Consider the following 23,883-nt stretch of genomic DNA (forward strand, 5'->3'; position numbering starts at 1 on the left):
GCGTCATCCAATTAAGAGATGACCGGGAGTGCCTGCGATGAAAATGGAAGACATGGTGCTGATCAGCGTCGACGATCACATCACCGAACCGGCAGAAGTTTTCGACAACCAGCTCTCGGGCGAGGACTATGCCACGGCACCCAAGCTGCGCGAGCGTGAGAACGGCTCGAACTACTGGGAATACCAGGGTATGCAGATGGGCTCGGTTGCGCTCAATGCCGTGGTCGGCCGTCCGCGCGAGGAATATGGCTTCGAGCCGACCAACCTCAACCAGCTGCGCAAGGGCTGCTACGACGTTCATGCGCGCATCGACGACATGGACGTCGGCGGCATCGCCGCCTCGATGAACTTTTCGAGCCTCGCGCAGATGGACGGCGGCGTCTATCTGCAGGCGCCCGACAAGAAGCAGTCGCTGACCCACCTGCGCGCCTACAACGACTGGCACATCGACGAGTGGTGCGGCGCCTATCCCGATCGCTTCATCCCGCTCGGCCTGCTGCCGCTGTGGGACCCGCAGCTGATGGCCGACGAGGTCAAGCGCCTGGCCGCCAAGGGCTGCCACGCCGTGGTGTTCAACGACAACCCGACCAAGCGCGGCCTGCCCAGCGTCCATAGCGACCATTGGGAGCCGTTCTGGAAGGCCTTGGTGGACAACGACACCACGGTCTGCCTGCACATCGGCTGCGGCAACGTCAGTCCGCATCCGTCGATGGAATCGCCGATCGAGGTCAATATCGCGACGATGCCGATGGCCGTGGCCTTCGGTGCCGCCGACTGGATGAACCTGGCCGCGCTGCACCGCTATCCGACGATGAAGGTGGCGCTGTCCGAAAGCGGCATCGGCTGGATCCCCTATCTGACTGAACGCGCCGACTACAGCCACGAACAACACGGCGCCTGGACCCATTCGAACACCTATTTCGGCGACATGAAGCCCAGCGAGGTGTTCCGTCGCAACTTCACCTCGTGCTTCATCGACGACGCTTATGGCCTGCGCAATCTCGACCTCATCGGCGAGGATCGCGTGATGTTCGAGACCGACTACCCGCACTCGGACACGCCCTGGCCCCACGCTCCCGAAGTGCTGTGGAAGTCGGTCCAGCACCTCAGCGACGAGGCGATCGACCTGATCACCCACCGCAACGCCATGCGCGAGTTCAGGTTCAATCCTTTCAAGGAGAACACGCGCGAGACGCTCAACGTCGGCGCGCTGCGTGCCAAGGCTGCGGCCAAGGGCGTCGATGTCTCGATCAAGTCGCAGAGCGGCGAGCGTCCGGTCACGGTTGGCGAGGTTCGCCCGGTGACCTCGGGCGACGTCATGGCCATGTTCACGCGTCACGCCGAACCGGCCGACGCCTGATCGGGATTCGCGGCCCGGTTTCGGCCGGGCCGCTTCCCCTCTCCGGCGGAAGGGCGTAAGTCGCTGGGCATGAAGACGAGCGTGATCCTTTCCGCGGTCGGCGGCGATCGCCCCGGCCTGACCCAGGGCCTCGCCGAAGCCGTGCTCAGCGCCGGCGGCAACTGGCTCGAAAGCCAGCTCAGCCATCTCGGCGGCAAATATGTCGGCGCTATTCTCGTCGAGCTCGACGCCGCGCGGACCGGCGAACTCGAGGCGGCGGTCGCGCGGCTCAACGCCGGCGGACTGCACGTCGCGATCGTGCCGACGGGTGGCGAAGTGGTGGTCGAAGGGCGGCCGCTGTGGTTCGAACTCGTCGGTCAGGACCGGCCGGGTATCGTTCACGAGGTGACGGCGGTGCTCGCCGGTCTCGGCGTCAACATCGAGGATTTCACCACGCGCACCGAGATCGGCTCGATGTCGGCCGAGCGTCTGTTCCGCGCCACCGCGCGGCTGACCGTGCCGGCCGGAACCGCGCCCGAAGCTGTGCAGGACGCGCTCGAAGCGATTTCGGGCGAGATCATGGTCGATTTCACGATCAAGCCGGCCGAGGCCTGAGCGCCGGCTTCAGCGCCCCATCAGCGCCAGCTGAGCCCTGACCGTGTCGATGTTGTGCTGCGCGAGATGGCTGCCGCGTCCGGCGACGCTGCCCTCGAGTTGGGGCTTCTCGCCGATCTCCAGACAGCGCTCCCAGCAGGTCACCGCGAGTGGCAGCCAGTGGTCGAGCGCATCGGCGGGATCGAGCATCGCGCGGTCGAGCGCGAGATTGCCGACGACGAAATAGAAATCGGGCGATTCGTGCATCGCCTCCATCTGACCCTGCGCGAGCGCCAGCCCATCGTCGACGCGCCCGGCCTGGCCGAGGCTGTGGAGCAGGCGGATCAGCAGGTCGTGGAACCAGGTCGCGCTGGGCGGTGTCGCGGCCAGCGCCTTCTCGTACCAGTCGCAGGCCTGGACGTACTCGTCGCGGCCCTCGGCTTCGACACCGAGCTGGTAGGCGACATATTCGTCGTCGGGCCGCTCGGCGATGTCGCGCAGCAGCAGGGTGCGGTTGCGGTCCTGCTTGGTCGCGAGCTGGGCGTCGCGGAAACCGTCGTGGCCGAGATGGATCTCGAGCCGTTCGCGCGGTAGCGCCGAGGCAACCTGTTCGTGGACGCGGCCCTCGAAACGGGCGCCGCGCGGGATCACGCGCGTCGACCAGGACCGCGACACCGTAACCGCTCCGGCCGCATTGTCGTCGAACGCGTGGTTGATCAGGACGCGGCCGAGCCGCGGCCCGGTAGCGCACCAGGGGCGCAGCAGTTCGCCGCCGCTTTCGATATGCTCGTCGGCGTCGATGATCAGGTGCCAGTCGGCATCGGCGAGCTTGATCGCGCGGTTGCGGGCCACCGAGAAATCGTCGGGCCAGGAAAAGTGCTGGACCTCGGCGCCGGCCTGGCGCGCGAGTTCGGGCGTGCCGTCGGTCGAACCGGTATCGAGCACGAACAGGCGGTCGACGAAAGGCCGCACGCTGTCGAGACAACGCGCGATGCAGCGCGCCTCGTTGCGGGCGATGAGCGTGGCGGCGATCGTCATCGGATCAGTCTATCACGATCTTGCCCAAGGCAATTTCACTGGGTTGCTGGCCCGCCTTGTGGCGACGATGCGCTTCGGCAAAGGCCGCTTCGAGATTGCGGGCATAGCCGGCGCTGTCGAACAGCGGCGTGGTCGTGCGCTGGCCGGCGAGGCGTTGCCGCAGATCGGCGAGTCGCGCGGGATCGTTGGCCAGCGCCAGGATCAGCGCTTCGTAGGCTTCGGCGGTTTCGGTCACGAGCTCGGGCAGGTCGATCGCCTTGAGCAGGCTGGCGCCGACGCGCGCCGAGAACTGGCGACCGGCGAGGGTGACCACGGGCAGGCCGCTCCACAGCGCGTCGGATGCGGTGGTGTGTGCGGTGTAGTTGAAGGTGTCGAGGAACAGGTCGGCGTGCGCGTGGCGTGCAAGGTGATCGGCCTGAGCCAGCTTGGGTGCGAAGACCAGCCGCTCGGGGGCGATGCCGTGCTTTGCCGCTTCGGCGCGCAGCGCCTGGTCAGCCCAGGCGTTCGACTGGAACAGCCAGAGCACGCTGCCCTCGACCTCGCCCAGCAACCGCATCCAGATCGCCCATTCGCGCGGGCCGATCTTGTAGCTCTGGTTGAAGCAGCAGAACACGAAGCCCTGTTCGGGCAGGCCGTGATCGGCGCGGGTGCCGGCGGTGTCGGCGATGACGCGCTGGTCGTCGTTGCACTGGTAGGAGCCGGGCAGCAGCATCAGCGCCTCGCTGAAGCTGTCGGCCTCGCTGGCGGGAACGACCACGCGGTCGGCAACGGCATAGTCGATGAAGTCGGCGCCGCTGGTCCCCGGATAGCCGAGGAAGGCGACCTGGACCGGCGCGAGCCGCTCCGCGAAGAGCTGCATGCGGCCGCCCTGGGTATAGCCCTTGAGATCGACCGCGATGTCGAGCTGATGCCCGCGTGCGAGCGCGACGACTTCGGCATCCGTCATGTCCTGAACGTCGGTGAAGCTGTCGGTGCAGGCGGCGATCTGCGCGCGCACGGCTTCGTCGACGACGGTGCCGTAGGAATAGGCGTGGATCTCGAACTGGCTGCGGTCATGCTCGCGCAGCAGGCCGGCCATCAGGTGCATCGTGGCGTGGGCATGGAAATCTGCGGAGAAGTAGCCGATCCGGATGCGGCCGTCGGCGGCGGGCTGCGGCTGGGGCCGGGCGGCCTTTCCGAAACTGGTGTTCGACTGGCCGAAGGTGTGCTTGGCCCAGGCGCGCGAGCGGCGCAGCTGCGCCTGCGGATCGTCCTCGATCGCGAGCGCGGCCCATGGCGAGATCGCCGTGTCGGCGCGGTCGCGCCAGGCCGGCCAGTCGGCCAGGCCCGACCAGTCGCCCATGTGCAACTGGTAGAACAGCCGGTGCGCGGCGGCGCCGGTATGGCCCGGGTCGCTGGCGAGAGCCTCGTCGAACAGCGTGATCGCCGCATCGAGATGGCCTGCGAGCGCCTGGGCCTTGCCCTGTTCGGCCGAGGCTTCGGCATAGTTGGGGCGCGCGGCCTTGGCGCGCTGATAGGCGGCGCTGGCCTCCTGCGTGCGACCCTGACGCTTGAGCAGGTTGCCCAGGTTGAGCAGGGCTTCGGCGTAGTCGGGCCGGATCGTCAGCGCGCGCTGGTAGAAGCTGTGGGCGCCGGCGTGATCGCCGCGGCTCGCGAGCAGGTTGCCGAGGTTGTTGCAGGCGGCAGCGTGGTTCGGCTCGAGCGAGAGGACCTGGCGATAGGCGGTCTCGGCTTCGGCAATGCGGCCGAGCTTGTCGAGCAGCACGGCCAGGTTGTTGCTGGCGTCGGCATAGTCGTGGCGTAGCGCGAGTGCCTGGCCATAGGCGGCGAGCGCCTCGTCGTCGCGGCCGCATTCCTTGAGCGCATTGCCCAGGTTGTTGCGGGCGATGGCATAGGACGGATCGAGCGCTGCGGCCTCTTCGTAGAAGGCGATCGCCTCTTCGTGGCGGCCCAGGTTGGCAAGAGCCATGCCCAGGTTGTTGCAGATCGCCGGATGGCGCACGCCCCGGGAATGGGCCTCGCGCAATGCGGTTTCGGCGCGATCGAACGCGCCCAGAGTCAGGTGCGCGGCGCCGAGCAGGTTGTGGACGATCGTCGAACGCGGATAGGTCGCGAGCAGGCCCTCGGCCAAGGCCACGACCTGTGCGAAACGGCCCTGTTCATAGGCGGCCGAAAGCGCATCGATCTCGGCCTGCGAGGGGGCATCGGCGCGCATCATCGCCATCGCGCGGGTCTTGAACATCTGGTCCATGCCCTTGCGCGCGCGGGTGTTGCCTGGAAACTTCTGCAGGATCGAGCCGTAAACGCGCTCGGCCTCAGCGAAATCGCCGCGCTTTTCCGCGCCGCGGGCCTTGATCATCGCGGTTTCGAGGCTGCTCATGATGGTCGTTCGTCCCTTCGCGACGGCCGGGCGGCCGAAGAATTAAGAGACGTGGTAAACGACGATTAATCATGTCTGGTAACTACGAGCCTAGGGGTTTTCCCTTATGCTCTCGGCCGCGTCGGCGATTGCCTGGCCCAGCACCGCGAGATCGGCCGTGTCGATGCAATAGGGCGGCATGACATAGACCGTGTTGCCCAGCGGGCGGAGCAGCACCGGCGCCCCGCGAAAGCTCTCGCGCAGCCGCGGCGCGATTGTCGAGAGATAGCCCGTGCCCGCCGGATCGACCACGTCGAGCGCGATGATCGTTCCCGCTTGGCGCGGATTGGCAAGGTTGGGCAGTGCTGCGAGTTCGGCCAGCATGGCCGCCTGGCGCGCGGCAAGGGTATCGATCCGTTGCTGCACAGGCTCGTCGCGCCAGATCGCCAGGTTGGCATTGGCGGCGGCGCAGGCGATCGGGTTGGCGGTATAGCTCGACGAGTGGAAGAACTGCTTGGCCGGATCGGTCGACCAGTGCGCCTCGAAGATCGCGGGAGTCGCCAGGGTCACGGCCAGCGGCAGCGAGCCGCCGGTGATGCCCTTGGCCAGGCAAAGGATGTCGGGGACCACCCCGGCCTGTTCGCAGGCGAGCAGGGTGCCGGTGCGGCCCCAACCGGTCATGACCTCGTCGGCAATGAACAACACGCCGTGGTGCGCGCAGATATCGCGCATCGCGCGCAGGGTTTCGGGCCGATAGATCAGCATGCCGCCCGCACCCAGAACTAGCGGCTCGACGATGAAGGCGGCGATATCCTGCGTGCGGCAGGCCTGGTCGAGCGCATCAAGCGTCGCCTGTTCGGTGCCGGCGGCGGGGAAGGGCACGGTGCCGACGTCGAAAAGCAGCTTTTCATAGGCGCGGTTGAACACGCCGCGCGCGCCGACCGACATCGTCCCGATCGTGTCGCCGTGGTAGCTATGCTCCATCACTAGGATGCGATGCCGCGCCTCGCCGCGGTTATGCCAGAAGCCCAGCGCCATCTTCAGCGCCACCTCGACCGCGGTCGAGCCCGAGTCCGAAAAGAACACATGCGCCAAGGGCTCGGGCATCAGTGCGATCAGGTCGCGCGCCAGGTTCTCGGCGGGCTCGTGCGTCCAGCCGGCGAAGATCACCTGGTCGAGCTTGGTCGCCTGCTCGGCGATGGCCTTGGCGATGCGCGGGTGGCTGTGGCCGTGGGTGGTCACCCACCACGACGAGATCGCGTCGATCAGTCGGCGCCCGTCGGCGAGATGGATCGCGGCGCCCTCGGCGCGTGCGACCAGCGGGATCGGCTCCTGCAGGCCGTGCTGGGTGAACGGATGCCAGATCGGGCTCATGTGAAGTCAGCCAGATTGAAATTGTCGCGAAATGCCTGCGTGAGACTCATGTGGTCCAGTGGATCGAGCACGGGCAGCCTGCCCAGTCTGCGCATTCCGCCCAGCCCGACGATGATCTCCTCGCTGTCGGGATTGCTGTCGCCGACGAAGGCTACCCCGAGTACGGGCACTCCTCTTGTGTGAAGAGCCTCGAGAGAAAGCAGGCTGTGGTTGATGGTCCCCAGTGCGGTTCGGGCGACGAGCACGACCGGGCAGTTCCAAGCTCTAAAGACATCGGCGTAGAGTATGTTGCGGGTAAGAGGCACCATCACGCCGCCCGCCCCTTCAACCACCAGAGGACCGTCCACCTCGGGCAAGGCCAGGCGGGCCGGCTCTATCGTCACGCCGTCAATTTCGGCTGCACGATGGGGTGAGCAAGGTGTGGCCAGGCAATAGACCTCGGGCAGAATATGCGAGGCGGGCAAACCGGACAGTCGTGCGACCAATTCGCTGTCCGTGCCGTCATCGTCCCCTGCCTGGACGGGCTTCCAGTAGTGCGCCCCGAGCGCGCCTGCGAGCGCTGCGGCAAACACCGTCTTGCCGATGCCGGTGTCGGTGCCGGTGACGACGTAACGGCTCATGCCTTGACGGTGGCTTCCGCGAGCACTGCGGCGAGGCCTTCGATGTCCGTGAGCGAGGCGTTGTTGGTGATCGAGATGCGCAGCCGCGCGGTGCCCTGCGGCACGGTCGGTGGGCGGATGCCGCGGACGTCGTAGCCGGCGGCCTGGAGCGCGCCGGCGAGGTCCATCGTGCGGTCGTCCGGGCCGACGATCAGCGGCATGATCTGCGAGCCGGCGACCGACGCGCCCAGCGGCGCCAGCAGCGCTTCGGCCCGGGCGACGCGTGCCCACAGCGCCTCGCGCAGGTCGGGCCGGGTGCGGACGAGGTCGAGCGAGGCGCGCACCACGGCGGCCATCAGCGGCGAGGGGGCGGTTGAGAAGATGAAGCCGCGGCCGCGGTTGACGAGGAAGTCGGTGACAACGGCCGAACCGCAGACCAGTGCGCCCTCGGCGCCGAGCGCCTTGCCGCAGGTGCGCAAGGTGATGACGTTCTCGCGGCCCGAGATCGTATCGGCGAGCCCGCGGCCGTCCTGGCCGAACACGCCGGTGGCGTGCGCCTCGTCGATCACCAGCACGCCGTCGTGGCGGTCGGCGACCTCGAGCAAAGCCGTCAGTGGCGCGCGGTCGCCGTCCATTGAATAGAGGCTCTCGACCGCGAGCCAGGGCGTGCCGGCACCACCCTCGGCGCGCCAGCGGCGGATGGCGTGCTCGAAGGCATCGGCCTGGTTGTGGCGGACCGCGACGGTTTCGGCGCGGCCGAGCTTCATGCCCTCGTGCGCCGAGGCGTGGACCAGCTCGTCATGGACCACGAGGTCGCCGCGTTGGGGCAGGGTGGCGAGCAGCGCCGAATTGGCGGCATAGCCGGTGGCGAACCAGAGCGCAGACTCGCTGCCGAAGAACGCTGCGGCCTCGGCTTCGAGCGCTTCGTGCTCGGGGCAATTGCCGCGCAGCAGCCGCGAGCCGCCCGAGCCGACCGAGACGCCGCGATCGAGCGCCGCGCGGGCGGCTTCGGCAAGCAGCCCCGAACGCCCGAGCCCGAGATAGTCGTTCGAGGCGAAGTCGACCCCGATCTCAGGGATCAGGCGGCGGCGGCGGGCGCCGGCGGTCAGTCGCGCGAGGTCGTTACGCTGCGCCGAAAAGGTCATTCCGCCGCTTCGCGCGCCGCGCAGCCGGGCAGGTCCTCGAGCTGCATCGGGCGCAGGCCGAGCTTGGCGAACATCGCGCCGTCGGCATCGTCGCCGGCATTGGGCGCGGTCAGCAGGGTATCGCCGGTGAAGATCGAATTGGCGCCGGCCAGGAAGCACAGCGCCTGGGTCGATTCGCTCATCGATTCGCGGCCGGCCGAGAGGCGGACCATCGACAGCGGCATGGTGATGCGCGCGACCGCGACGGTGCGGACGAATTCGATCTCGTCGATCTTGGCGAGCGGCGTGTCGGCCAGCATGTTGCCGAGCACGGTGCCCTTGACCGGGACCAGCGCGTTGACCGGCACCGACTGCGGATGTTCGGGCAGGGTGGCGAGCGCGTGGACGAAGCCGACGCGGTCGGGCCGCGTCTCGCCCATGCCGACGATGCCGCCCGAGCAGACGTTCATGCCGGCCTTGCGGACGTTGTCGAGCGTGTCGAGCCGGTCCTCGAAAGTGCGCGTGGTGATGACGTCGGCGTACTTCTCGGGCGCGGTGTCGAGGTTGTGGTTGTAGTAGTCGAGGCCGGCGGCGGCGAGCATTTCGGCCTGCTTGCCCGTCAGCATGCCCAGGGTCATGCAGGTTTCCATGCCCATCGCGCGCACGCCGTGGACCATCTCGATGATCGCGGGCATGTCGCGATCCTTGGGATTGCGCCAGGCCGCGCCCATGCAAAACCGTGTCGAGCCCGCGTCCTTGGCGCGCGCGGCCGACTGCAGCACCTGGCGCACGTCCATCAGCTTGGTCGCCTTGACCCCGCTCTCGGCCGAGCTCGACTGCGAACAGTAGCCGCAGTCCTCGGGGCAGCCGCCGGTCTTCACCGACAGCAGGGTCGAGAGCTGGACGGCGCCCGCGTCGTGGTTGGCGCGGTGGACCTCGGCGGCGCGGAAGACGAGCTCTGTGAAGGGCAGGTCGAACAGCGCCGCGATCTCGTCACGGGTCCAGTCGATACGGGGCTTGGCAAGCGCCTCAAGAGTCTCGGTCATATGCTGCACTGCACTAGACGTCTTGACCGAGGATTCCAAGAGGTGGCTCAGCGCCGCGCGGCTTCCAGATAGGCGCCGAACATCGCCTTGGCGCCCTGCTCGGCCGCGGCGAGGTCATCGCCGACGGCGGCGTCGAGTCGCGCGAGCAGATCGCGCCAGGCGCCCGGACCGTGGCGCGCGCCGAGATAGGCGGCGGGCAGGCCCTCGGGCACCAGCTTCGCGAGCACCGCGCCGCCGAGGCGCGAGCCCTCGATGACGTAAAGCGCGCCCCAGCGTGCGGCCTCGCCCGGGGGCAGCGCAAAGTCGAGCTCGGGCGGGGTCTCGCCGTCCATCGCCGCCAGGTCCGCGCGCAGGGCTTCGGTGCGGCCCTGCCAGCCTGCGACGAGCGCGGCGGGATCGATCAGCCGCTCGGCCAGCGGCAGGATGCGCGCGTGGGCGGTCAGGAAATCGCGATAGCCTTCGGCCGTGGCGAGCGCGAAGTGGCCGTAGGCGCCGTCGACCTGCTCGTGGTCGCTGCGCGTTGCCGCGCGCAGGTGGGCAATGGCCGAATTGTCTTGGGTTGCTTGCATGGTCGCGTCCTAGTCCGCGCCCGGGTGAATGCCCAGCAGATCCTCGACGCTGCGCATGATGTTGCCCGTGGTGTAGGGTTTCTGCACGACCGTGCGCGCGCGGTGTTCCATCGGCAGGTTGGCCTGCTCGCCATAGCCCGAGGCGAAGAAGAACGGCACGCCCATGTCGTGCAGTCGATCGGCGATACCGAAGCTGTTCTGATCGCCCAGGTTGATGTCCAGAATGGCGATGTCGGGCCGCATTTCGTCGAGCCGATCGTGCGCGGCATCGACGGTCGAAGCCGTGACGATCTGTGCGCCGAAACGCTGGAGGATGTCCTCGGCATCGAGCGCAATGATCAGACTGTCCTCGACCAGCAGCACCGAGATCTCGTCGAGCAGGTGCGGTTGGATCGGCACGTCCTTGATCCGCTCGGCATGCGGAATGCGAATCTTGGTCGAGACCGGCCGCTCCGAGACGTGGCGCTTGGGGATGCAGAACTGCGCACGCACCCCGGCGGGATCGTAGTCGATCTTGGCTGCGCCGCCGAGGTCGTAAGGCACCGAGCGATCGATGATCGTCGTGCCGAAGCCCTTGCGCGTGGGTTTCTTCACGGCCGGCCCGTTCACCTCGTACCAGTTGATGATGAGGTCGCCCGTGTCGCTACGATGCCAGGTCAGCTGGACCTCACCCTCGCCCGAAAGGCTGCCGTACTTGGTCGAATTGGTGACCAGCTCGTGAATCACGAGCGCCATCGTCGAATAGGCCTGCGGATTGAGCAGGACCGGCGGACCCTGGGCGATGATCGAATTCTGCTTGTGCGCGGCGAAAGCGGCGGCTTCGGCCTCGATCAGCGCCTCGAGCGGGGCGGGGCCCCAGTGGTCGTCGGTGATCTGGTTGTGCGCGCGCGCCAGCGCATGGATGCGTCCGTCGACGACCTTGACGAAGTCCTTCACCGCGTCCTCGTCGGGTTGCGACTGGCGGATCAGCCCGCGGATCACGCCCAGGATGTTGCGCACGCGGTGGTTGAGTTCGGCGATCAGCAATTCCTGCCGGGCATTGGCCTGATGGCGCTCGGCCGCGGCCTCGTCGGCCAGGCGCAGCACCACCTCGATCAGGGTCGCGCGCAAGGTCTCGGCGACGCGCAGCTGCGAGGCGGTGAACTGGACCGAGCGGCCCGAGACCTCTTCCTGCCATTCGGCGAAGCTTTCGCGCGGGGTCAGGCGCGGACCGTTGGGGCCATATTCGATCGGCTTGTGCGGATCGCCGGCCCAGCGCACGCTTTCCTTCATCTCGGAGCGGAACAGCACGACATAGTCGCGCGGGCTTCGCGAGATCGGGATCGCCAGCAAGCCCGAAGCCTCCTTGGCGAAGGCATCGGCCCCGTCGACCAGCGAGCCGATATGGTCGGTCGAATAGACCTTGCCCGCGGCCGTGCCGTTGAGCGCGCGGATGATGCGGCGAAAGTCGTCGGTTGGCGGGGTCGTGCCTGAAAACGCGTAGGCGCCGTTGATCCACACCCCGACGCCGTCGGCGGGGATCGCGCTGGTCAGGATGTCGCCAAGCCAGTCGGGATCGTTGAGCAGGGTCTCGTCCGAGGCGACCGCGCCCAGCAACTGGTCCGAGATGTCGCGCGCACGCCGCTCGTACTCGACGAGCTCGCGCCGCTCGCGGCTCTCAAGCCGCAGCGAGAACATCTGCGAGAACAGCTCGGACAGCGAGCGCCGCTCGAAGCTGGGCGATAGCGGCGCGTAGTGGTGGCAGGCGAACAGGCCCCATAGCTTGTCGTCGACCACGATCGAGATCGACAACGAGGCGCGAACCCCCATGTTGCGCAAGTATTCGAGGTGGATAGGCGAGACCGAGCGCAGCACCGACAGCGAGAGGTCGAGCGGCTGCTTGTTCTCGTTGAGCGCCGGCACGATCGGCACGGTCACGCCGTCGACGTCGTGGATGATGCGGATCAGGTTGCGCAGATAGAGCGCGCGCGCCTGGACCGGAATGTCGCTGGCCGGATAGTGCAGCCCCTTGAAGCTGCCGATGCCCGGTTTCGCCGCTTCGGCCACGACCTCGCCGTGCCCGTCGGGTGCGAACTTGTAGACCATGACGCGGTCGTAGCCGAGAAGCGCGCGGATCTGGCGCGCACCCTCGCGGTAAAAGCCTTCGAGATTGGGCTGGTTGTCGAGCCGCGCCATCATCCAGCGCACGGTGCCCGTGGCGTCTCCGGCATTCTTCGAGCCGAGTTCGCCTTCCACGACGATCTGCTTGCCCGAGAAATGAATCGCGACGTCAAACGGCGGATGGCCGGGGCGCAGCGGGCAGCCATAGACCCGTTCCACCGTGTCCGAACTGACGAGATAGGCGCAGCGGTTGCGCAGGTCGTGGAGCAGTTGCGGATCGACGAAGTCCGACAGCGGATTGCCGATCAGCGTCTCGGGCGAATGGTCGAGATAGTCGGCGATGTTCGCCGACGTCCGCTGGATGAGCCAGTCGGTACTGAGTGCCAGCAGAAATCCGACGGGTTGGATCGCCCCCAGCAAATGAATGGGTTCACGATCGCAATTCGTCAGATCGACCTGGAAATCGCCGTCCGTCATCAAATATCCGCTGCTCAGTTGAATTCCCGCGTGATGCAAAACCGTTCATCGACCGTTCGGTTCCGCAGCAGCCTACGCTTGTTGCGTGCAGGTGCGGTGGGCGCAAGTGTGTTTATTAAGCCAAGTCCTTGGCTTGGCGACGAAATCTTACCCCTCACAAAGCGCGTGTTGCGTCCGCGACGGAATCGGGTGCAGAGGAGGGGCCATGGCCGAGATCATCAACCTGCGTGCAGCACGCAAGGCGAAGCAGCGTGATGCGGCGGCAAGCCAGGCCTCCGCCAACCGCAGCCTCCATGGCGAGACCAAAGGCGAAAAGCTGCGCCGCCGTCAGGATGCCGATCGCCTGAACCGTATCGTCGATGGCGCGAAACGGGAAGACGACTGATGCGCACCACCTTCGATCAGGCCACGGTCCGGCTCTATCATCTCGATTCGAGCCCCGAGGGAGATGGCGCGCAGACGTTGCTCTATGGCTCGCTCGCCGAAGCGATGCGCCTGGCCGCCGAGCAACCCGAAGAGGTGCAGGAAGGCCTGTTCATCGCGACTGACAACGACGTCGTGGCCTACCTCGATCTCCTCGAAGGATAGAGGCTGTCCGGGCTGGACTCGCTCCGGCTTCCGCGCAATGCTGAGCAAACGTTCAGCATTGCAATGTCCTGGGAGGGGCCCGCGTCATGTCCATTGTCATCGAGCCGATCAAGCCGCTGATCGGCGGCCGCGTTACCGTCGACAAGGCCCATCTGACCGATCCCGAGGTGATCGCGGCGATCCGTGCCGCGCTCGAGGAGCGCGGTGTGCTCGTCTTTCCCGAAATCGACCTGAGCGACGACGAGCAACTCGCCCTCACCGACGCGCTCGGCGGGCGCGGCAATTACAACCAGCGCGTCCCCGGCTCGGACGTTTCGGCCAAGGACGTCTACAAGATCACGCTCGACCGCTCGGTCAACAACGAGCCTGACTATGTGCTCGGCACCTTCTTCTGGCACGTCGACGGCGCGACGATGGACCTGCCTCTGCCCAAGGCGACCTTGCTGTCGGCGCGCACGCTTTCGGATGCGGGCGGCTCGACCGAATTTGCCAATCTCTACGCCGCCTACGACGGGCTCTCGACCGAGGACAAGCGGCTCTACGAAGGCATGAAGGTGATCCACACGGTCGAGGCCAGCGTCCGCCCGGTCTTCGCCGTGCCGAGCCAGGAACGGCTCGATCGCTGGCGTGCGATCGCCCATGCCATGGAGCATCCGCTGGTCTGGACCCATGCCGACGGTCGCAGGTCGCTGCTGCTCGGCAGTCACGCCGACGGGATCGTCGGCATGCCCAACCCGCACGGCCGCGCGCTGCTCTGGCGGCTGCAGCAATGGGCGGCGCAGCCCGACTTCGTCTATACCCATCACTGGCAGGTCGGCGACCTGGTGCTGTGGAACAACCAGGGACTGATGCACCGCGTCGTGCCCTATACCGACACCGGCCGGGTCATGCACCGCACCACCCTGGCGGGGCACGAAAAGCCCGGGCAGGTGGCGGCCGAGGGCAGTTTCGAGCGACTGCTCGAGGTGGGGTGATCTTTAGCGGCGCACCGCCGTCACGATGTAGTTGAGCGCCAGGTTGTCCGAGAGGTGGAGGCCTTTCGTCGGCGACCAGGCGATCCCCTTGGGCTCGCCCATGGCCAGGCCGGCATCGGCCAGCAGCTCGCCGAGTTCCTCGGGCGTGACGAAATCGTTCCAGTGGTGCGTACCGCGCGGGATTGCGCCGAGGCGCTCGGCGCCTTCGACCAGCAGCAGCCGCGATTGCGGCGTGCGGTTGGGGGTCGAGAGCACCATCAGGCCGCCCCTATCCCCATTGGCGGGCTTCAGCGCCGCGGCCAGCGCCGCGACGAAGCCCGGCTTGTCGGCGACATGCTCGATCACTTCCATGCTGGTGACCAGATCGAAGTCGGCGAGGCCGAGCTGGCCGACGTCGCCCCAGCGGTATGCGATCGCGAGGCCCGAGCCTTGCGCGTGCTCGCGCGCGGCGTTCACGTTCTCCTCGGCGGCATCGACTCCGGTCACCGCGCCGCCGAGCCGCGCGAGCGGTTCGCAGAGCAGGCCGGCGCCGCAGCCGACGTCGAGCGCGCGTTTGCCGGCGAGCGGCTTGAGGCCGCGCGAATCGCCGTGCCAATGCGTGTCGATCGCTTCGCGCACGAAGCCCAGGCGCACCGGGTTCAGCTTGTGCAGCATCGCCGAGGAACCCTTGGGATTCCACCACTCGGCGGCCAGCCTGCCGAAATGCTCGGCCTCTTCCGGTCTTATGGTTGCATTCGCCATGGCTCGCCCCTAACAGGACGCCCGCTTGGGGGATAGGGCCGTTGGCCTGGGCCCCATTAGGGAAATTGCAGGAGCTTTAGTCCGTGGCTCGGATCGTGATGAAATTCGGCGGCACTTCGATGGCCGGGACCGAGCGCATCCGCCGCGTCGCCGGCATCGTGCGCCGCCAGCAGGCGGCCGGGCACGAGGTGGCGGTGGTGGTTTCGGCCATGGCCGGCGAGACCGATCGCCTGGTCAACTTCTGCCGCGAGGCGAACCCGCTCTACGATCCCGCCGAATACGACGTCGTCGTCGCATCGGGGGAGCAGGTCACGGCCGGCCTTCTGGCGCTGACCCTGCAGGCGATGGGCTGCAAGGCGCGCTCGTGGCTCGGCTGGCAGCTGCCGATCCAGACCGACGATGCCCATGCCAAGGCGCGCATCGGCACGATCGACTGTCCCGAGATGCTGGCCTCGATGGCCGCGGGCGAGATCGCGGTGATCCCGGGTTTCCAAGGCCGCACCGACGGCAACCGCGTAACCACGCTCGGCCGCGGCGGTTCGGACACTTCGGCCGTGGCCGTGGCGGCGGCGATCAAGGCCGATCGCTGCGACATCTACACCGACGTCGACGGGGTCTACACCACCGACCCGCGCATCGTCGCCAAGGCGCGCAAGCTCAAGAACGTCACCTACGAGGAGATGCTCGAGCTGGCCTCGGTCGGCTCGAAGGTTCTGCAGACGCGTTCGGTCAGCCTCGCAATGAAGGAAGGCGTGCGCGTGCAGGTTTTGTCGAGTTTCATCGACGAGGATGCGCCGGCGGCCGATACGCTGCCGGGCACGATGATCGTCGGTGACGAGGAATTGGAAGGATCTGACATGGAACGCCAGCTCATCACCGGCATCGCCGCGGACAAGAACGAGGCCAAGGTCACCTTGACCGGCATCGCCGACAAGCCCGGCGCGGTCGCAGCGATCTTCGGCCCGCTGGCCGCCGCCAACATCAACGTCGACATGATTATCCAGAACATCGCTCATGACACGGGCGAAACGGATGTCACCTTCACGGTGCCGCTGGCCGACCTGCCGCGCGCCGAGGCGCTGATCGCGGGCCAGAAGGACAAGATCGGCTACACCGCGACGATCACCGACAGCAAGGTCTCGAAGATCAGCGTCGTCGGTGTCGGCATGCGCAGCCACGCCGGTGTCGCCGCGACGATGTTCAGCGCCCTGGCCGACCGCGGCATCAACATCCAGGCGATCTCGACCAGCGAGATCAAGGTCTCGGTGCTGATCGACGAGGACGAGACCGAACTCGCCGTGCGCGTGCTGCACACCGCCTACGGGCTCGACGGCGAGTAATCCGCTTTCGCCTTGGTGCCGGAGAGTTCAAAAGAAGGGCGTCTCACACAAAGGCACAAAGGCACGAAGATGGAGCGCTCGGACGGTCTGGAAGCTATTGCTCGGACCGTGGTCGATTGTGGCTTCCGCCTGCACCGTGATCTCGGGCCGGGATTGCTCGAATCCGTTTATGAAGTCCTGCTTGCAGAGTATCTGCGTGAGGCAGGTCTGCGCGTTGAGCGGCAAGTGCCGGTTCCGATCAGTTTCAAGGGCGTTGTCGTCGACAACGCCTTCCGCGTCGATCTGCTCGTCGAAGGGCGCTTGTTGATCGAACTGAAATCGATCGAGCGGATTGCGGCCGTGCACGGCAAGCAGGTCCTCACCTATCTTCGCCTGATGGATTTGCCGCTCGGCCTGCTCATCAATTTCGGTCAGGAGCTGTTCAAAGATGGCGTTCGGCGCATAGCCAACGACTACTTCGCCCCGCGAGGCTGAGCTGCTACTTTGTGCCTTTGTGCCTTTGTGTGAGGTAATTCTTCTTACTACCGTGCCGCCTCGACGAACCGTCGCGCCAGGGCGCTGACTTCAGCGACCGGCTCGGCATAGTCGCTCTCGATCCAGAACCGGGCGATGCGCAGGACCGCGCCCATGACGCCCACGCGCGCCAGCGGCAGTTCGACGTCGGGCGCGATCAGTGCGGCCAGGCGGGCGAGCATGCCCCGGCCGACCTTGAGCATCGCGGGATCGTGGTGGTCGGTCTCGACGAGGAACACGCGCGCGAGGTCGGGGTGCTCGGCGAGCAGCGCGAAGAAGGCGGTCAGGGCGCTGTCGGCCGGCGCGCGCGCGTCGATCGCGGCGGTAACGTCTGCCACCAGATGCTCGCAGACCTCGGCGAAGACCGCGAGCAGCAGTTCCTCGCGGCTCGCGAAGCTCTCGTAGAAATAGCGCGGGGTCAGCCCGGCCTCGGCACAGATCGCGGTGACCGAGACCCCGGTCGTCCCCGCCTGGCCATAGAGCTTGGCCGCCGCCTGCATCAGCTTCTCGCGCCGCTCGGCCACGCGCGCTTCCTGGCTCTGGCCGCCGTAGAGGCGGGTCTTGGCGGTCCCCATGACCCGTCTCTTGACACAGGCGACTCCATCTGACAATTTGATAATGTAGATTATCAGATAGGAGTCGGGCCATGACCGACACGACGCAGCTCTCATTCAAGCGCGATTGGAAGACGGCCTTCACCGCGGTGAAGGCGCTGATGGCCGATCCCGACGACACCGCGCAGGTCTTCCGCATCATGCGCGCGCTCAACGTCGGCACGGCCAAGGCGGGCTACGAGCGGCTGCTGCAGACCGCGGCGGGCGGGCGTATGGCCTATGACCGGATCGAACTGGCCGAGCGCCTGTCCGATCCCGCCTATGTCGCGCGCTTTCCCGAGGGCTCGGTCGGTGCCGCCTATGCGGCTTTCCTCCAGCGCACCGGCTATTCGGCGCAGGGCCTGGCCACGGTCAGCCGCACCGACGAGCCGTTCGAGGACCGCCATCCCTACGACTGGTTCGGCCGGCGCACGCGCGACGTCCACGATATCTGGCACGTGCTGACCGGCTACCGCGCCGACGATCCGCTGGGCGAGGCCTGCCTCGTCGGCTTCTCCTATGCGCAGACCCGGGGGCTCGGCTGGGCCGCGATCGGGCTGGGCTCGGCGCTGACCAGCCTGCGCCATCCGCAGGGCCGCGCGGCCGTGGCGGCGATCTGGGAAGGCTATCGCCTGGGTAAGCGCGCCCGGTGGTTGCTCGGCGAGGACTACGAGGCGCTGCTGCGCGAACCGCTCGATGCGGCGCGCCAGCGGCTGCGGCTCGAACGCCCGGCGCGCTACTTCGCACTCGACGGCGTGCCGCGGACGATCGGCCCGGTGGCCGTCGCGGCTTGAGATTGCCCCGCCTCCGGTAGGGGGTACGGGAGACGGGGCTGACCTCGGCCAATCGGAGATCGAGCGGCCGAGGCTTAATGGGTGGCAGCCGTCAGTCGGCCAGTTCGGGCTGGGCCGGCAGCTGGTCGGGCGACTTGACCGTCATCCCCAGCGCCTTGGCGACACCCGCGCCATAGGCCGGGTCGCAGCGCGTGCAGTTGTCGATGTGACGCTGCTTGATGAAGTCTGGCGCATCGCCCATCGCGCCGGCCGTATTGTCGAACAGCGCCTGCTGCTGCGCCGGGCTCATCAACTGGAACAGCTTGCGCGGCTGGGTGAAATAGTCGTCGTCGTCCTCGCGGAAGTTCCAGAAGTCGGCATTCCCGTCGATCTGCAAGGGCGGCTCGCGGAAGTCGGGCTGATCGACCCACTGGCCGAAGCTGTTCGGCTGGTAGTGGGGCAGGCTGCCGTAATTGGCGTCGACCCGGCCCTGGCCGTCGCGGTGGTTGCTGAAGGCGGGGCAGCGCGGCGCGTTGACCGGGATCTGGTGGTGGTTGACCCCCAGGCGATAGCGCTGCGCGTCCGAATAGGCGAACAGCCGCGACTGCAGCATCTTGTCGGGCGATACGCCGATGCCGGGCACCAAGTTCGACGGTGCGAAGGCGCTCTGCTCGACGTCGAGGAAGAAGTTCTCCGAATTGCGGTTCAGCTCGAACTCGCCGACCTCGATCAGCGGATAGTCGGACTTGTACCAGACCTTGGTCAGGTCGAACGGATGGACCGGATAGGTCTCGGCGTCCTTCTCGGGCATGACCTGGATGAACATTTTCCACTTCGGAAACTCGCCGCGCTCGATCGCCTCGTAGAGATCGCGCTGGTTGCTCTCGCGGTCGCCGGCGACGACCTTGGCGGCCTCGTCGTCGGTCAGGTTTTCGATGCCCTGCTGGGTCTTGAAGTGGAACTTCACCCAGAAGCGTTCGCCGGCTGCGTTGTAGAACGAATAGGTGTGGCTGCCGAAGCCGTGCATGTGGCGGTAGCTTTTCGGAATGCCGCGATCGGACATGACGATCGTCACCTGGTGCAGCGCTTCGGGCAGCAAGGTCCAGAAGTCCCAATTGTTGGTGGCGCTGCGCATGTTGGTGCGCGGATCGCGTTTCACGGCCTTGTTGAGGTCGGGGAACTTGCGTGGATCGCGCAGGAAGAAGACCGGCGTGTTGTTGCCGACCATGTCCCAGTTGCCTTCCTGGGTGTAGAACTTGAGCGCGAAGCCGCGAATGTCGCGCTCGGCATCGGCCGCGCCGCGTTCGCCGGCGACCGTGGTGAAGCGTGCGAACATCTCGGTCTGCTTGCCGACTTCGCTGAACAGGTCTGCGCGCGTGTACTGCGAGATGTCGTTGGTCACGGTGAAAGTGCCGAAGGCGCCCGATCCCTTGGCGTGCATGCGCCGCTCGGGAATGACTTCGCGGTTGAGGTTGGCCAGCTTCTCGAGCAGCCAGACGTCCTGCATCAGCAGCGGTCCGCGCGGGCCGGCGGTCAGCGAGTTCTGGTTGTCGACCACGGGTGCGCCGAACGCGGTGGTCAGATGGGTGACGGGACAGGTGCCGCGATTGATCGGGTCTTGGGACATCGGCTTCTCCTCTGGTGTTCTGCGAAATCGACAACCCCGGACTAGGCTCGAGGTTTGATTTGTAAAAACGATCAAACCCTATGACTATCAGTGGAAATGCCGATCATATCCCAAGCCGGTACGCGCGCTCGGTCTTGCGGGGCCTGTCTGCAGGGCTTAAGCGGCTGGCCGATGACGACTTATTCCTTGACCAGTGCGCTGATGCGGCGCGGCGCCGAGTTCCTCGGCAGCGACCATGCGATCCTCTGCGGCGCCATGTCGTGGGTGTCCGAGCGCAACCTCGTGGCGGCGATCAGCAATGCCGGCGGCTTTGGCGTGATCGCCTGCGGCGCGATGACCCCCGAGCTGCTCGACACCGAGATCGCCGCGACCAAGACGCTCACGGCCAAGCCCTTCGGCGTCAACCTGATCACGATGCACCCGATGCTGTTCGATCTGATCGCGGTCTGCGCCAAGCACCAGGTCGGCCACGTCGTGCTCGCCGGCGGTATCCCGCCCAAGGGCTCGGTCGAGGCGATCAAGGAGTCGGGCGCCAAGGTGATCTGCTTCGCGCCCACCGTGGCGCTGGGCAAGAAGCTGCTGCGCTCGGGCGCCGATGCGCTGGTGATCGAGGGCAGCGAAGCCGGCGGTCACATCGGCCCGGTCTCGACCTCGGTGCTCGCGCAGGAAATCCTGCCCGAGCTCGCGCAGGACAACCTCGTCTTCGTCGCCGGCGGCATTGCCCGTGGCGAGGCCATGGCCGGCTATCTCGAGATGGGCGCCTGTGGCGCGCAGCTCGGCACACGCTTCGCCTGCGCGACGGAATCGATCGCGCATCCGCTGTTCAAGAAGGCCTTCTTCCGCGCCTCGGCGCGCGATGCGGTCGCCTCGGTCCAGGTCGATCCGCGCCTGCCGGTGATCCCGGTCCGCGCGCTCAAGAACAAGGGCAGCGAGGAGTTCACCGCCAAGCAGATCGCGGTCGCGCGGATGCTCGACGAAGGCTCGGTCGACATGGGACAGGCCCAGCTCGAGATCGAGCACTTCTGGGCCGGCGCGCTGCGCCGCGCGGTGATCGACGGCGACGTCGAGCGCGGCTCGATCATGGCCGGCCAGTCGGTCGGCATGGTCACCAAGGAAGAGCCCGTGGTCGACATCATCGCGACCTTGCTTGCCGAGTGCGAGCAGGCGCTGGCGCGGCGAAAGGCGGCCTGATGAGCGAGCTCCAGATCCTCACGCTCTCGTGCCGCGACAAGCCGGGGATCACCGCGCGGGTGACCTCCTACCTGTTCGACAAGGGCGGCAACGTCGTCGAGGCGCAGCAGTTCGGCGATCCCGAGGGCGGCGAGTTCTTCCTCCGCGTGGCCTTTGAGCCCGGCCCGGCCGATCCCGAGGCGCTGCGTGCCGGCTTCGCCGATCTCGCCGCCGAATACGGCATGCGCTGGAACCTGCGCAGCCGCGAAAAGCCGCGCAAGGTGCTGCTGCTCGTCAGCAAGTTCGATCACTGCCTGGCCGACCTGCTCTATCGCCGTCGCATCGGTGAAATGCCGATGGAGGTCGTAGGCATCGTCTGCAACCATCCGCGCGAGGTGCTCGACCACGCGACGATCGGCGACATCCCGTTCCACTATCTGCCGATCACCAAGGATACCAAGCCCGAGCAGGAAGCTGCGATCCGCGACCTGGTCAAGGATACCGGGGCCGAACTGATCGTGCTCGCGCGCTACATGCAGATCCTTTCGGACGAGATGGCGGCCTGGCTCTCGGGCCGCTGCATCAACATCCACCACTCGTTCCTGCCCGGCTTCAAGGGTGCCAAGCCCTACCACCAGGCCCATGCGCGCGGCGTGAAGATGATCGGCGCGACCGCGCACTACGTCACGGGCGATCTCGACGAAGGCCCGATCATCCATCAGGATGTCGAGGCGATCACCCACGCCGATTCCCCCGAGGACCTGGTCCGCAAGGGGCGCGACATCGAGCGGCGGGTGCTGGCCGAGGCCGTGCGGCTGCACCTGGAGGACCGGGTGCTGCTCAACGGCAGCAAGACGGTGGTGTTCCGCAGCTAGACGGAACCGCCGGGGAGAGAGACAACATGACGGTCAAGGGCCTCGATCACGTCAATATCATCGCCGGCGACCTCGACGAGACCGCGCGCTTCTATGGCGACCTGCTGGGCCTGCGCCGCGGCGAGACGCCGGGCACGGCCATGGGGTTCAAGGGCGCCTGGCTCCACGACGCGAGCGGCACGCCGATCATTCACCTGATGGCCTGGAACGACGATCGCCATGCCGATCTCGATCGCGGTTCGGCCACGGGCTCGATCGACCACGTCGCACTGGCTTGCGAGGACTTCGCCGGCACCTTGGCGCGCTGCGAGGCGCTCGGCGTCGAGCATCGCGTCAACGACCGCAAGTACGGCGACCTGCGACAGGTCTTCGTGCGCGACCCCAACAACGTCATGCTCGAGCTCAATTTCGCTGGCGACTGAGCCGCGCGATCATCGGCGCGCGAAGCCGGCGGCGGTCAGACGCAGGCCGCGCAGGTCGAGCCCCATCTCGTTACGGAACCGGGCGACGGCGGCCGCGCCGAGCCGCGCCTTGAGATCGCGGTCGCCGCGGCGCACCGCCTCGCCATAGGCGGCGTGCTGCATCAGGAAGTTGAGGATCAGCGTCTCGGCCATTTCCTGGCGCTGGGCCTCGGTCAGACGGGTGAAGCCGGGATTGGCGAGCAGCACGCCGCGCACCTGCGCGCGCACGGCAAGCGCCTGGCTGCGGTCGCTATCGGCATCGTTGGCCATGACCCAGTTGAGGATCCAGTAGCTTGCGAGCGCATCGGCCGCATCGCCGCCGCGTAGCCCATCGCTGCCGACGAATTGCAGCCAGTTGCGCACCGGGTCGCCGGCGCTGAGCGCGCCCGCGAGTTGGCGGCTGCCTTGCGCACCGACCACGCGCGTCATCGCGGTCGTGAACTGCTCGCGGACGCGGGCGCTGACCGCTGGCGAGGGGCGGTAGCTGGTGGTCGAAGCAGACCGGGCAGCGGGAGTGGGACGGGCCCTGGTGGCATTCGGACGGCCTATCGATGCTTCGATGCGCTGCTGGTTCAGGATGTCGTGCAGCACGTAGTCGTTAGGCAGGATCGTGGGCATGTCCTGTGCCGCGAGGGGCGCGGGGCCGCAGAGCAGGAGCAGGGCGGCGGCGCGGCGGGCGAACGGCATGGGCGACGTCTCCAAAGGTTCGGAAACGACCTAGGACGGGGCGGCGAGTGCCGCGCGACAGCCGCGACGAAGCGCCCCGAAGCTGCGGCTATGCGCCAGGATTTTCGGCGAACTCGAACAGGATCCCGTGGTTCGCTTCGGACGGCACCGCGACCCGGTTTTGCTTGGTGCCGAAATCCAGAGGAATGCTCTGCGCCACGCAATAGCGGCGCACTTGCGCCAGATCGCGCGCGCCGAACACGGTCGAGAGAATGCCCTGGCCCTGACGGCGCAGGCGTTCGACCAGCCAGCCCGGCCGCGTCGGCATCAGCAGTTCGACCACCGCATCGGCGACGCGGAGACCCACGGCTTGCCCGGCGATCGCCGGGCGATCCTCGGCGAACAGGCGCTCGGCGCCGAAGAAGCTTTCGTAGAAGGCGGTCGCCGCGTCGATGTCCTCGACGACCTGCGTATAGCCGATCAGCCCGGTGAGCCCCAGCGGGTGCTCGTCGCGCCAGTGCGTGGGCGATTTCATCGGCTCGCCGCCGAGCGCGTCCCAGGTCCGCGAGTGGAACTCGCCCGCGTAGAACTCGTGAGCGACGCCGAAGCAGTCAGCCGGATCGGTGTGGAGCGCGAGGCCGATGTCGCGGACCGTGCCGATCCCGTGATCGGCCAGCGCGGCGCGGACTTCGTCCATGTCGGCCTGCCATTCGAGGCCGACGTAGTGCGGCCCGAGCCGCGCGCTGACGAGGAAGTCGTATGGCACGAACAGCTCGAAGATCACGTGGCCGATCTCGAACAGGCAGGCGTGGAACTGTTTCTGCGGCATGTCGGCGAGAAATTCGGCGCCGAAGGCCTTCTCGAAATGCGCGACACTGGTGTCGATGTCGCGCAGCACCGCGTTCATGTGGTTGACGCGCAAGGGGGAGACGGAACGGGGCAT

The 23,883-nt window shown here is 67.1% G+C and carries 24 protein-coding genes; 11 read left to right on the forward strand and 13 right to left on the reverse strand.

From position 1 onward, the window contains the following. The first annotated feature begins 37 nt into the window (after positions 1 to 37). Positions 38 to 1,360, forward strand: coding sequence for an amidohydrolase family protein (locus WG901_RS14170; protein ID WP_339587746.1), 1,323 nt, complete (start codon positions 38 to 40; stop codon positions 1,358 to 1,360). Positions 1,361 to 1,429: 69 nt separating this feature from the next. Then, positions 1,430 to 1,954, forward strand: a complete 525-nt coding sequence (locus WG901_RS14175) for a glycine cleavage system transcriptional repressor (protein ID WP_339587747.1) — start codon at positions 1,430 to 1,432, stop codon at positions 1,952 to 1,954. Positions 1,955 to 1,963: 9 nt separating this feature from the next. Here WG901_RS14175 and WG901_RS14180 read toward each other — a convergent pair whose 3' ends face one another. The 8 genes from WG901_RS14180 to WG901_RS14215 all read right to left on the reverse strand — a co-directional run bounded on the left by WG901_RS14180 (position 1,964) and on the right by WG901_RS14215 (position 12,619). Continuing rightward, the gene (locus WG901_RS14180) at positions 1,964 to 2,971 is read right to left on the reverse strand and encodes a glycosyltransferase family 2 protein (protein ID WP_339587748.1); all 1,008 of its coding nucleotides are present in this window, start codon (positions 2,969 to 2,971) and stop codon (positions 1,964 to 1,966) included. A 4-nt stretch (positions 2,972 to 2,975) separates the two neighbouring features. Continuing rightward, a complete protein-coding gene (locus tag WG901_RS14185) occupies positions 2,976 to 5,351 on the reverse strand; it encodes a tetratricopeptide repeat protein (protein WP_339587749.1) in 2,376 nt (791 codons plus the stop codon). Between the two features lie 90 nt (positions 5,352 to 5,441). Then, positions 5,442 to 6,704, reverse strand: a complete 1,263-nt coding sequence (locus WG901_RS14190; RefSeq protein WP_339587750.1) for an adenosylmethionine--8-amino-7-oxononanoate transaminase — start codon at positions 6,702 to 6,704, stop codon at positions 5,442 to 5,444. Beyond that, positions 6,701 to 7,324 carry a dethiobiotin synthase gene (gene bioD / locus WG901_RS14195; protein WP_339587751.1) on the reverse strand — a complete coding sequence of 208 codons (624 nt, stop codon included), beginning with the start codon at positions 7,322 to 7,324 and terminating at the stop codon, positions 6,701 to 6,703. The genes WG901_RS14190 and bioD overlap by 4 nt, the downstream gene beginning before the upstream one ends. Further along, positions 7,321 to 8,448 carry an 8-amino-7-oxononanoate synthase gene (locus WG901_RS14200; RefSeq protein WP_339587752.1) on the reverse strand — a complete coding sequence of 376 codons (1,128 nt, stop codon included), beginning with the start codon at positions 8,446 to 8,448 and terminating at the stop codon, positions 7,321 to 7,323. The genes bioD and WG901_RS14200 overlap by 4 nt, the downstream gene beginning before the upstream one ends. Beyond that, positions 8,445 to 9,473: a biotin synthase BioB gene (bioB, locus tag WG901_RS14205; RefSeq protein ID WP_339587753.1), complete on the reverse strand. Its 1,029-nt coding sequence runs from the start codon at positions 9,471 to 9,473 to the stop codon at positions 8,445 to 8,447. The genes WG901_RS14200 and bioB overlap by 4 nt, the downstream gene beginning before the upstream one ends. Positions 9,474 to 9,520: 47 nt before the next feature. After that, on the reverse strand, positions 9,521 to 10,042 hold the full coding sequence (locus tag WG901_RS14210) for a biliverdin-producing heme oxygenase (protein ID WP_339587754.1): 522 nt from the start codon (positions 10,040 to 10,042) through the stop codon (positions 9,521 to 9,523). Between the two features lie 9 nt (positions 10,043 to 10,051). Next, entirely contained in the window at positions 10,052 to 12,619 is a 2,568-nt protein-coding gene (locus WG901_RS14215; protein WP_339587755.1) for an HWE histidine kinase domain-containing protein, read from the reverse strand. A 205-nt stretch (positions 12,620 to 12,824) separates the two neighbouring features. Between WG901_RS14215 and WG901_RS14220 the strand changes: the two genes are divergently transcribed. The 3 genes from WG901_RS14220 (at position 12,825) to WG901_RS14230 (ending at position 14,181) form a co-directional block, all read left to right on the forward strand. Next, positions 12,825 to 13,004 carry a DUF4169 family protein gene (locus tag WG901_RS14220; protein WP_339587756.1) on the forward strand — a complete coding sequence of 60 codons (180 nt, stop codon included), beginning with the start codon at positions 12,825 to 12,827 and terminating at the stop codon, positions 13,002 to 13,004. Further along, on the forward strand, positions 13,004 to 13,207 hold the full coding sequence (locus WG901_RS14225; protein WP_339587757.1) for a hypothetical protein: 204 nt from the start codon (positions 13,004 to 13,006) through the stop codon (positions 13,205 to 13,207). The genes WG901_RS14220 and WG901_RS14225 overlap by 1 nt, the downstream gene beginning before the upstream one ends. Positions 13,208 to 13,293: 86 nt before the next feature. Then, positions 13,294 to 14,181: a TauD/TfdA dioxygenase family protein gene (locus tag WG901_RS14230; protein ID WP_339587758.1), complete on the forward strand. Its 888-nt coding sequence runs from the start codon at positions 13,294 to 13,296 to the stop codon at positions 14,179 to 14,181. Positions 14,182 to 14,184: 3 nt separating this feature from the next. Here WG901_RS14230 and ubiG read toward each other — a convergent pair whose 3' ends face one another. Beyond that, positions 14,185 to 14,922, reverse strand: coding sequence for a bifunctional 2-polyprenyl-6-hydroxyphenol methylase/3-demethylubiquinol 3-O-methyltransferase UbiG (ubiG, locus tag WG901_RS14235; protein WP_339587759.1), 738 nt, complete (start codon positions 14,920 to 14,922; stop codon positions 14,185 to 14,187). Positions 14,923 to 15,005: 83 nt separating this feature from the next. Here ubiG and WG901_RS14240 point away from each other — a divergent pair, with 83 nt between their 5' ends. Continuing rightward, positions 15,006 to 16,262, forward strand: coding sequence for an aspartate kinase (locus WG901_RS14240; protein ID WP_417603094.1), 1,257 nt, complete (start codon positions 15,006 to 15,008; stop codon positions 16,260 to 16,262). A 69-nt stretch (positions 16,263 to 16,331) separates the two neighbouring features. Beyond that, entirely contained in the window at positions 16,332 to 16,736 is a 405-nt protein-coding gene (locus tag WG901_RS14245; RefSeq protein ID WP_339587760.1) for a GxxExxY protein, read from the forward strand. A gap of 47 nt (positions 16,737 to 16,783) precedes the next feature. Here the strand turns inward: WG901_RS14245 and WG901_RS14250 are convergent, their stop codons facing one another. Next, entirely contained in the window at positions 16,784 to 17,350 is a 567-nt protein-coding gene (locus WG901_RS14250) for a TetR/AcrR family transcriptional regulator (RefSeq protein WP_339587761.1), read from the reverse strand. A 71-nt stretch (positions 17,351 to 17,421) separates the two neighbouring features. Here WG901_RS14250 and WG901_RS14255 point away from each other — a divergent pair, with 71 nt between their 5' ends. Then, positions 17,422 to 18,162 (forward strand): Coq4 family protein, encoded by a 741-nt coding sequence (locus WG901_RS14255; RefSeq protein ID WP_339587762.1) that lies wholly within the window; start codon positions 17,422 to 17,424, stop codon positions 18,160 to 18,162. Between the two features lie 91 nt (positions 18,163 to 18,253). Here the strand turns inward: WG901_RS14255 and WG901_RS14260 are convergent, their stop codons facing one another. Continuing rightward, positions 18,254 to 19,768: a catalase gene (locus WG901_RS14260; RefSeq protein WP_339587763.1), complete on the reverse strand. Its 1,515-nt coding sequence runs from the start codon at positions 19,766 to 19,768 to the stop codon at positions 18,254 to 18,256. 171 nt (positions 19,769 to 19,939) lie between these two features. Here WG901_RS14260 and WG901_RS14265 point away from each other — a divergent pair, with 171 nt between their 5' ends. From WG901_RS14265 to WG901_RS14275, 3 genes are read left to right on the forward strand one after another with little or no spacing between them, the layout of a single operon-like run. Then, complete coding sequence (locus WG901_RS14265; protein ID WP_339587764.1) at positions 19,940 to 20,959, forward strand: NAD(P)H-dependent flavin oxidoreductase; 1,020 nt, start codon at positions 19,940 to 19,942, stop codon at positions 20,957 to 20,959. Then, positions 20,959 to 21,813 carry a formyltetrahydrofolate deformylase gene (gene purU / locus WG901_RS14270; protein ID WP_339587765.1) on the forward strand — a complete coding sequence of 285 codons (855 nt, stop codon included), beginning with the start codon at positions 20,959 to 20,961 and terminating at the stop codon, positions 21,811 to 21,813. The genes WG901_RS14265 and purU overlap by 1 nt, the downstream gene beginning before the upstream one ends. 26 nt (positions 21,814 to 21,839) lie before the next feature. Continuing rightward, complete coding sequence (locus WG901_RS14275) at positions 21,840 to 22,235, forward strand: VOC family protein (RefSeq protein WP_339587766.1); 396 nt, start codon at positions 21,840 to 21,842, stop codon at positions 22,233 to 22,235. Positions 22,236 to 22,244: 9 nt separating this feature from the next. On the opposite strand, the gene WG901_RS14280 is transcribed toward WG901_RS14275, so the two are convergent. Together WG901_RS14280 and WG901_RS14285 are read right to left on the reverse strand one after the other, a co-directional pair. Next, positions 22,245 to 22,961 carry a DUF6683 family protein gene (locus WG901_RS14280; RefSeq protein ID WP_339587767.1) on the reverse strand — a complete coding sequence of 239 codons (717 nt, stop codon included), beginning with the start codon at positions 22,959 to 22,961 and terminating at the stop codon, positions 22,245 to 22,247. Between the two features lie 88 nt (positions 22,962 to 23,049). Continuing rightward, complete coding sequence (locus WG901_RS14285; RefSeq protein WP_339587768.1) at positions 23,050 to 23,883, reverse strand: VOC family protein; 834 nt, start codon at positions 23,881 to 23,883, stop codon at positions 23,050 to 23,052.

This window comes from Novosphingobium anseongense, from assembly GCF_037482895.1.
Classification (GTDB): Bacteria; Pseudomonadota; Alphaproteobacteria; order Sphingomonadales; family Sphingomonadaceae; genus Novosphingobium; species Novosphingobium anseongense.